Annotated in this window: 7 protein-coding genes; 1 reads left to right on the forward strand and 6 read right to left on the reverse strand. The window is 65.5% G+C overall.

What is annotated here, in order from left to right; translation table 11 throughout:
* Positions 1–41 precede the first annotated feature (41 nt).
* Entirely contained in the window at positions 42–1,478 is a 1,437-nt protein-coding gene (locus ACWF0M_RS11075; RefSeq protein ID WP_452235455.1) for a PfkB family carbohydrate kinase, read from the forward strand.
* Here the strand turns inward: ACWF0M_RS11075 and ACWF0M_RS11080 are convergent.
* The 6 genes from ACWF0M_RS11080 to ACWF0M_RS11105 form a co-directional block, all read right to left on the reverse strand.
* Positions 1,392–2,276 carry a Mom family adenine methylcarbamoylation protein gene (locus ACWF0M_RS11080; protein WP_452235456.1) on the reverse strand — a complete coding sequence of 295 codons (885 nt, stop codon included), beginning with the start codon at positions 2,274–2,276 and terminating at the stop codon, positions 1,392–1,394. The two genes, ACWF0M_RS11075 and ACWF0M_RS11080, sit on opposite strands and share 87 nt — an antisense overlap.
* Before the next feature lie 125 nt (positions 2,277–2,401).
* Positions 2,402–2,713, reverse strand: a complete 312-nt coding sequence (locus tag ACWF0M_RS11085) for a hypothetical protein (protein ID WP_452235457.1) — start codon at positions 2,711–2,713, stop codon at positions 2,402–2,404.
* A gap of 681 nt (positions 2,714–3,394) precedes the next feature.
* Positions 3,395–5,110, reverse strand: a complete 1,716-nt coding sequence (locus ACWF0M_RS11090; protein ID WP_452235458.1) for an IucA/IucC family protein — start codon at positions 5,108–5,110, stop codon at positions 3,395–3,397.
* Positions 5,107–6,354 carry a lysine N(6)-hydroxylase/L-ornithine N(5)-oxygenase family protein gene (locus tag ACWF0M_RS11095; protein WP_452235459.1) on the reverse strand — a complete coding sequence of 416 codons (1,248 nt, stop codon included), beginning with the start codon at positions 6,352–6,354 and terminating at the stop codon, positions 5,107–5,109. Before ACWF0M_RS11095 ends, ACWF0M_RS11090 begins: the two co-directional genes overlap by 4 nt.
* Positions 6,342–6,872: a GNAT family N-acetyltransferase gene (locus ACWF0M_RS11100; RefSeq protein WP_452235460.1), complete on the reverse strand. Its 531-nt coding sequence runs from the start codon at positions 6,870–6,872 to the stop codon at positions 6,342–6,344. The genes ACWF0M_RS11095 and ACWF0M_RS11100 overlap by 13 nt, the downstream gene beginning before the upstream one ends.
* Positions 6,869–7,657 (reverse strand): IucA/IucC family C-terminal-domain containing protein, encoded by a 789-nt coding sequence (locus ACWF0M_RS11105; protein WP_452235461.1) that lies wholly within the window; start codon positions 7,655–7,657, stop codon positions 6,869–6,871. Before ACWF0M_RS11105 ends, ACWF0M_RS11100 begins: the two co-directional genes overlap by 4 nt.
* Between the last annotated feature and the right edge of the window lie 26 nt (positions 7,658–7,683).

Genomic DNA, 7,683 nt, shown 5'->3' on the forward strand with positions numbered 1-7,683 from the left:
TGGCCGCGGTTCGCCGCGGCCAACCACCGACAGGGGGCAGCGTGCACGAAAGTATTTCTTCCGACCAACTCCAGGGCTTTGCGCTGAACATTCTGGAGAAATTGCGATCGGCGTGCGGCGGAATCTCTTCCCACCAGCATTCTGGACGATCTGTGCTTGTCGGGAAACGCGTCCACGAACTGCACACGTCTGACCGAGTCGTGGTCGACGCTGCGCTGGGCCTTGGACTGTTCGCTGAGCGATATGCGCAATCCGGGATCAGTCGGCAAACCATCCAACGGCTCGCCGACAGCCGACTGAGCCACCGGCGGCACGCGCTGCTGGAGAACTGGCAGAGCCTTCACGAGGCACTCACCGACGTTGCGGGCTCGCCGCCAATCGGCAACGTCCCCAGCGAGTATGACCTTGCCGGCACGATCGAGCCGGCCGCACTTCGGACGCTCGCCTGGCAGTTGGTCCGACCTGAGGCGGACCCTCGCGGAGTCGCGACCAGCGTGCCGCCGACATCGCTCGCTGACGACCTGTTTCGCGCGCCCCAAGACCGGGGAAGGATCATTGTCGTCGGTGCGGCAGTAATGGACGCGGTGTTCCAGATCAGAGAACGTCCGTCCTGGGAGACATCGATCGAGGCGCACGACTTCGCCTTTTCGCCAGGCGGACACGGGCTGACCCAGGCCGTTGCAGCGGCACAGCTCGGACATCGCGTCTCGCTCGTGGCGGCTGTTACCGATGATCGGTTTGGTACGGCGATCGTCAACTATCTACGAGCGAATTCTGTCGACACCTCGCTGCTCAAGATCGTGCCTGGAGGAGACACGCCGTTCACGGGCGTCTTCGAGACGGACCTGGGCCGCAGTCTGGAGGCGTGCTGGCGCAATGGAAACGAGCTTCGTCTCGACCCCTGGGACTGCGACGAACTGAGCTCGGAGCTGGTCGAGAGCAATGCGGTACTGATGACCTTCGAGGCCCCCTGTGCGACCGCCGAGCGCATCCTCGCGTTGTTGCGGGACGCCGGAGACGCTCGGCCGTTGACGATCGTGACACCGGCGCAGCCGTACGCTGACACAACGCTCGCTCCCGGCGCTTTCGAGCGAGTCGACTATGTCGTTGCGCACCCTGAGGAACTTCAGCTTGTCAGAGGCACCGCTCTGCAGCAGTGCGACTCGGACGCATCTGCTCGCCAACTCCTGGAGGACGGGGTTGGATCGGTCTGTCTACTACGAGAGGGTGGGTGCACCATCTACTCGAAGTCCACCGAGGACGTCGTTCAGATTCCTTTCCTGACCTCGGTCTACAAGCGGTCGGCGACCGCGCGCGACGCGTTCTGCGCTGCGCTCGCGGGCGATGTGATCCACAGTGGCGAACAATTCTCCAGCCGCGGATTTGCGCGGTCATCGGCGCAGGATCGGCAATTGGTCGCGTGGAATCGGCTCGGTCGCGCCTTTGAGACGCCAGCCGTAGATCGACGAGTCGAGTAGCGCTGCACTACTCACCTCGAGCTGCACTCCCAGTCGCTCACGCAACTCGTGCCGGCCGGCTGTACCGAACTCCTGGCGTAGCTGCCGAGGGCTGACGTATTGCCGGTTGAGATACAGGTAGGGCCGCGGCCTGACACGCAGCCACTCCTGCCAGTTGGCAGCTCGATAACTGGCGCCGGTGAACCCCAGATTGGGGTCCACCGTCGTGACCAGAAGGCGCACGTTCCGCCGTTGGCGCCGGAGCCAGCGCCGCACCTGAGCCAACAGCCTGGAGATCGCGTTGTAGGGGGCGACCTCGAACGAGTAGACCCGCGAGATATCCCAGATCTGCGCTACCGGCACGCCGTATCGCTGCTCGAGCGCGCCACCGAGACGACGCCAGTCCAGCGGCGTCGCGCTGCACAGCGCAACAGGCAAATCGCTCGATCGATCAACCAAGGCGAAGTTCTCCGACCCCGACCGTGCACTCCTGAGATAGTGCATGTGGGTGAAGACCGCGAAAGCCTTGTCATCGTCGTACACGACGAACCTGAGGTCATCGAGGTCACGAACGCCGCCGGTCGGTACGAGCCGACGAATCGCAGCGACATCGGCTGACAGGTGCCGAACGCTTCGGCTCACCTCGGCCAGCGCCAGCCGCCGACCCACAGTCCCATCCGGTCGAGCCACTCGGGGAAGATGCAACCGGGCTCGTACGGCGAGCCCTCGCGCCTCGACACCACGGCTCTCCCCGACCTTGGACACAACATCCAGAAAGCCTGACGTCGGAAGCCGACAGTCAGCCAGCGTCAGCCCCACAGGCAACATCGCAAGCAAGTCGTCATCGGCGTCCCGCCTGACTCCCGACAATCCCGCGGTCTCCTGCTCTCGCTGGGCCCTCACCCAGCCAAGTTGATGATACGCGGCATCAATAGACCTCGCCGCTATGTCGACCGGACGAATGCGCCCAGCGGACGCGGCCGCTTGGCGGCCTTTACGAGGACCTGGTAACGCGCCCAGACATCGTCCTTGCGTAACTCCCGAAACCGCATCCGGTCCAACGCGTTGTACTCGATCGAATCATCGATGAGGCTCTCGTAGGACGCACAGAGCACCGGCCTGTTCCTCAATGGTTCGAACTGGTCACAAGTGAGGTCGATGACCAGACGCTTCGTCGATGAGGAATTTCCATACTCGATCCAGCAATGAAGCTCGGTCCGGCTTCCGCCCGAACCGTGGAAGACGACGTCACCCACGCAATACCTCGCGCGCCACCGGAACGACCACCCGAGCCGGCGTATGACCCATGCGGAACTCACACCGCATTGGCCGACAGAGCGTGATGTAGTGCTCCTCAAGCTCTGCGAGGTCCGTTGATAAGAGGTCTTGTCTGACCATGCCGCAGTCAGGACCTCTCGATACTCCCGCAATCGCTTCCTCAATTGCCAGACGCGCACAAAGGCGACCGTCTGCCGTGGTCCGTCCTGTTCGAGCATGGCGCGGAGCATGCGCACACGACGTTCGGCAGTAGGCCCGACCAGATTCCGCCGGACAGCCCACTGAGTAGCCAGCTCCGGAGCCGCGGTGGCTCGGCGCTCGACGGCAGTAGCCCCCGCGTGCTGACCAAAGAAGAGTGTCACCCCGCTGAACTCCTCCATCCCGCCAAGTGCCTGATGACTCGGGAGTCTAGGGGCTGGGTGACCGAGCGTGTCAATTCAGACACACGTAGTGCTGAGGGCGATGCGGATGGCCCTACAGTCTCTGGCACCGCGTGGCGAGTGCGCTCCGGCATTCGAAACCCTCACTCCGGTTGCGCGAGGCGATTGCATGGGCCATTTGATCCGCCTTGGAGACACCTTGGCAAGGGATTGCAGACGATCGGCGCGATTGCGAATGAAACCTTTCGGAAACCGCCTGCTGCACGGGCCTTTGACGGGTCAATCTGCGGACGCTTGCGAGATGTCGGCGGCGTGGAGGGGGTTGGGGATCGTGCCGGTGGTGGGGATGGGTGGGCGGGTGTCGAGGTCGGTGTAACCGAGGGTTAGGCGGTAGCCGTTGAGGGGGTAGCGGAGGAAGGTTTCGCCGGTTAGGGCGGTGGCTTGTAGGCGGGTGGCGTGTTCGGGGTGGGTTCTCGTGTAGAGGTCTACTTCGGTTCGGGCCAGGGACCAGAAGGATTCTTCCGGGATCAGGTGCTGGGCGGAGAGGGGGTTGAGGACGCCTAGGAGGAGGGCGTCTACGACGTACTGGCGGAGGATTGGCCAGGGTTTTCTGGGGAGGACTCGGATGTGGGCGTCGGGTTCGGGGCCTCGGGCAACGATTGGGTCGGTGGAGAGGTTGATGTCGTCGACGAGGTCCTTGATGACGAGGCGGGTGGGGAGGCCGGTGGGTGAGCAGATGATGGCGAGGTTTTCACCGTGTGGGTTGACTGTGATGCCGTAGTGGTGGAGTAGGTGGAGCAGCGGGCGCAGGAGGGTGGCGAGGAGGTGGCTCAGCCAGGTTTGGGGGTCGGTGCCGGAGCGGGTAATCGCGGCTGCTGCGAAGCCGGGATGCAGCACGGCGGCCAGCGGCCACACGGTCTCGCTGTCCTGGAGGCGGGGGTCGAGGGGGTCTCGCCAGATGCAGCCGAGGGTTTCGGTCCATTGGTAGGGGATGCCGGGGTGGGGCGAGAGATCGGGGTGCGGGACGGTGACTGATGCGACCTCGCCGAGGAGCTCGGTGCCTGAGAGTGTTTCGTCGCGGGACCAGAGGCCGCGTAGCCATTGGGTGATCATCGGGGCGGCCAGCGTGCAATGCTCGGGGATGCCGCGGTAGACCGAGGTGTTGAGGATCTTCAGGGGAAGTTTGACCTGGTAGCGCGAGGGATTCGAGATGTTGACCATCGTGCGGATCGACTGGGTGGGGAGGTACTCGTCGGGGCTCTCCCCCAGTGCGACGATCTCCCCGGTGGCGAGTTCGCGCGCCCACTGCGTGCGTACGACGTGGTCCAGCTGCCACGGGTGGCACGGGAGCCACACGTACGCGTCCGGGTCGTCCAGCCGTGCGCGGAACGCTTCCACGGTCGACGGGTCCAGTTCCCTCGAGATGACGGAGTGCTCCGAGAGGTCCGGCGTACCGCGGAACTCGGCGAGACCACGTCGTACGGCGAGCCAGACCAGGTGTAGCGGCGTACGGGCCTCTGGGGTGTAGCGCTCGCTGTCGGAGGCGGAGAAGCCGAGGCGGCCCTTGTTGGCGACCAGGAGCGGGTGCCCGGTCAGGTGTCCTTCCAGCCGGGTGTGGTGGAGCTCCAGCAACTCAGCAGCGGGCACTGCCGTCGAAGCCATCCGTACGTCGGCCGCGAGCGTGCTCGTCAGCTCCGCGACGTACCCGGCCACGGTGGACCCGTCGACGCCCAGTACGTCGGCGGCGTCGACGAAGAACCGGATCGGGTCGGTGGCGACCTCGCTCTCGTCGTTGCCGAGGATGCCGGCCGTAGTACGTCGTATCGACGCCGGATCGACCCGCCAGCTGCCGAAACCACCACGGGTCGCGGAAAACGCGTAGGACACCGGACCGAGGTCCAGCCGGTTGTCGACGGGTTCCAGCAACCCCTCCGTGCAGAACTGCGAGATGAGCTTCGCCAGCAGCTCCGACGAACACTGGGTCCAAACACTCATCCCGGGATCGCAAACGTCGTGTACGCGGTGGACTTGGGCAGCCGGAACACCTCTCGGCCGGCCACGCTGTTCAGGATGGTCGCGTTGCGGATCGCTCCGATGCCGAGGTCCGGTGCAGCGACGCCGTGGCTGTGCAGGTCGGCGTTCGCGACGAAGATGCGCCCCTCCAGAGCTCCACGCACGCTGTGGTCGCGGTTGATGACCCAGCGGCCGGCAGCGTCGTGCTCGATCTGCTCTTGCAGCGACGCCAGGAACGGCAGCGGACGGTTCCGGTAGCCGGTTGCCGCAACCACAGCGCCCGTCGTGTGCTGGAACGTCTTCCCGCTGTCTGCGTGCAGCATGGTGAGCTCAAGCCCGTCAGCACGCGCCACCGCAGAGACGACAGCCACACCACACTGCAGTTCAGCCGGCAGCTCCCGCGAGTACAGGACGTCGTGGATGTCGTCCAGCGTCTCCGACGAGATGCCCTTGTAGTGCCGCCACTGCTCCTTCACCAGCCTGTCGCGTACCGGCTCGTCCAGGCCGTGGAAGTAGTCGACGTACGACGGGGTCGTCATCTCCAGGACCAGCTTGGAGTAGTCCAGCGGGGCGAATGACGGCGTCCGCGTCAACCAGGACACAGCAGGACCGTCGGCCCGCAGCAGGTCCAGTGCGCACTCAGCACCGGACTGTCCCGAGCCAACCACGGTCACGTGGCCAGAGCGCAGCAGATCGTCGCGCCGGAACAGGAAGTCCGCAGAGTGGAGGAAACGCTCCTCAGGCAGCCCAGCCAGCGCAGCGGGCACAAACGGCTCCGTACCGACGCCGACCACCAGGTGGCGCGCTTCGAAGGTCTCAACTGCATCACCACGCTCCACGGTCAGCTCAAACACAGAGCCGTTCCACACCACGTCCCGTACGTGATGGCCGAAGTGCAGTGAGTCCAGCTGCGCAGCACACCACCGCAGGTACGTTTCGTACTCCCGTCGCGTCGGATGGAACTTCTCCCGCACGTAGAACTGATACAAGCGGTCGCTGTCCTTCAAGTACGACAGAAACGACAGGTGGTGCGCCGGCTCGACCAACGACACCAGGTCCGCCAGGAACGACACCTGCAGCATTGCGTCCTCGAACATCAGCCCGCGATGCCAGGTGAACTCCGGCCGGCTGTCCAGGACCGCGAGCTCAAGATCCTGCACTTCGGAGGCCAGTGCGGCCAGTCCGAGGTTGAACGGCCCGCAGCCGATCGCAATCACGTCGTACATGTCATGCCTCCCTGCAGGGCCCGGGTACGGACCATCAGTAGTGCTGTCTTCTCGGGCAGCTGTAGCTGCCCGTGCTGGACGAATCCGGCCGCAGCGAACGCTCGGACGGAAGGGGTGTTCTCGATATCCGGTTCGGCGACCACCTGCGAACAGGCTGGCTCTGCGCGCAGCACCCGGTCGGCGAGCGAACGCAGTAGCTGTCGCCCGAGCCCCCGGCCGACGCGCGTGACGTCACCGATCGCCACGTGCACGCCCCAGTCCTCCTCGCCGTACGCGTAGTACTCCGCAAGCCGGTCGAGCCGGACCCGGTACAACTCGACGTACGCGAACTCCTCCGCGTCCACCGCGACCACGTACGGCGTGGAGTGCTCCCCCGCCGCCTGTTGCTCGATCTCCTCCGCCCAGCGCTCCACGGACCAGCCCTGATGCCACCAGCGCCGGATGTGCGGCTGCGCCATCCACTGTGCGATGCGAGGGGCGTCAGCCGGCCCTGCAGGGCGCAGCTCGAACGAAGTCACAGCAGCGGGTTAGGGATGTCGAGGTAGACGGACTGCGCGTCCAGTGGCGCTACTACCTCGTCAATGCCCCGCAGCCGGGTCAGCATGTTCGCCTTGCACGGCAGCGTTTCCGCTTCGAGCCATCGCCGCGCCAGCCGATCGCCAGAAGGTCCAGCAGCCTTCAGCAGCGGTAGAGCGAGTGTCAGCCGCTCACGCACCACACCGAGCAGGTCGTCCTCGTCTGCGACCCCGTCCGCCGCCAGACAGCCCACGACGGCCAGCGCCTGGTTGTGGAGCAGGTAGTACGTCAGCCGGTCGTCGACGATCGGGTCGTCCACCACCGCCAGCGTGGAGTCACGTAGCCCGGTGACTGCCAGCAGACCACGCAGGTACGACGACGCGAGGTAGTACCCCTGGTTGTCCCGGTACGCGCCGCCCTTGATCCGCCCGGCCCCGTCCAGGCGCACCAGCGTGTTCTGCTGATGCGCCTCGAGCCCGATGCCTGTCTCGGCGTACAGGTGGAGCATCGGGATCAGTACGTTGTCGATGTACGTCGAAACCCACGCAGCCGGGTCCTCCGCCGCGAAGGTGCTCAACCGACTCACTCCGCCAGGGCGTGGCGCGACGAGCCCCGCCAAGCAGGCGTAGCTGTTGACGTCCGCCGGCACCTCCCGCACCGCGACATCGAGACCGGTCAACGTCGGTCCACCCTCGTCGAGCGCGACCCCGGCCCGGGGGCGCCCCAAGCAGAAGAGCCGGTGGGCCGTCGCCCGTCCCCCGAAGTACCCCGCGACGCGCAGCCCCATTAAATGCACCCCACCCCGCCCCGCAG

The organism is Kribbella sp. NPDC055110 (assembly GCF_053607525.1).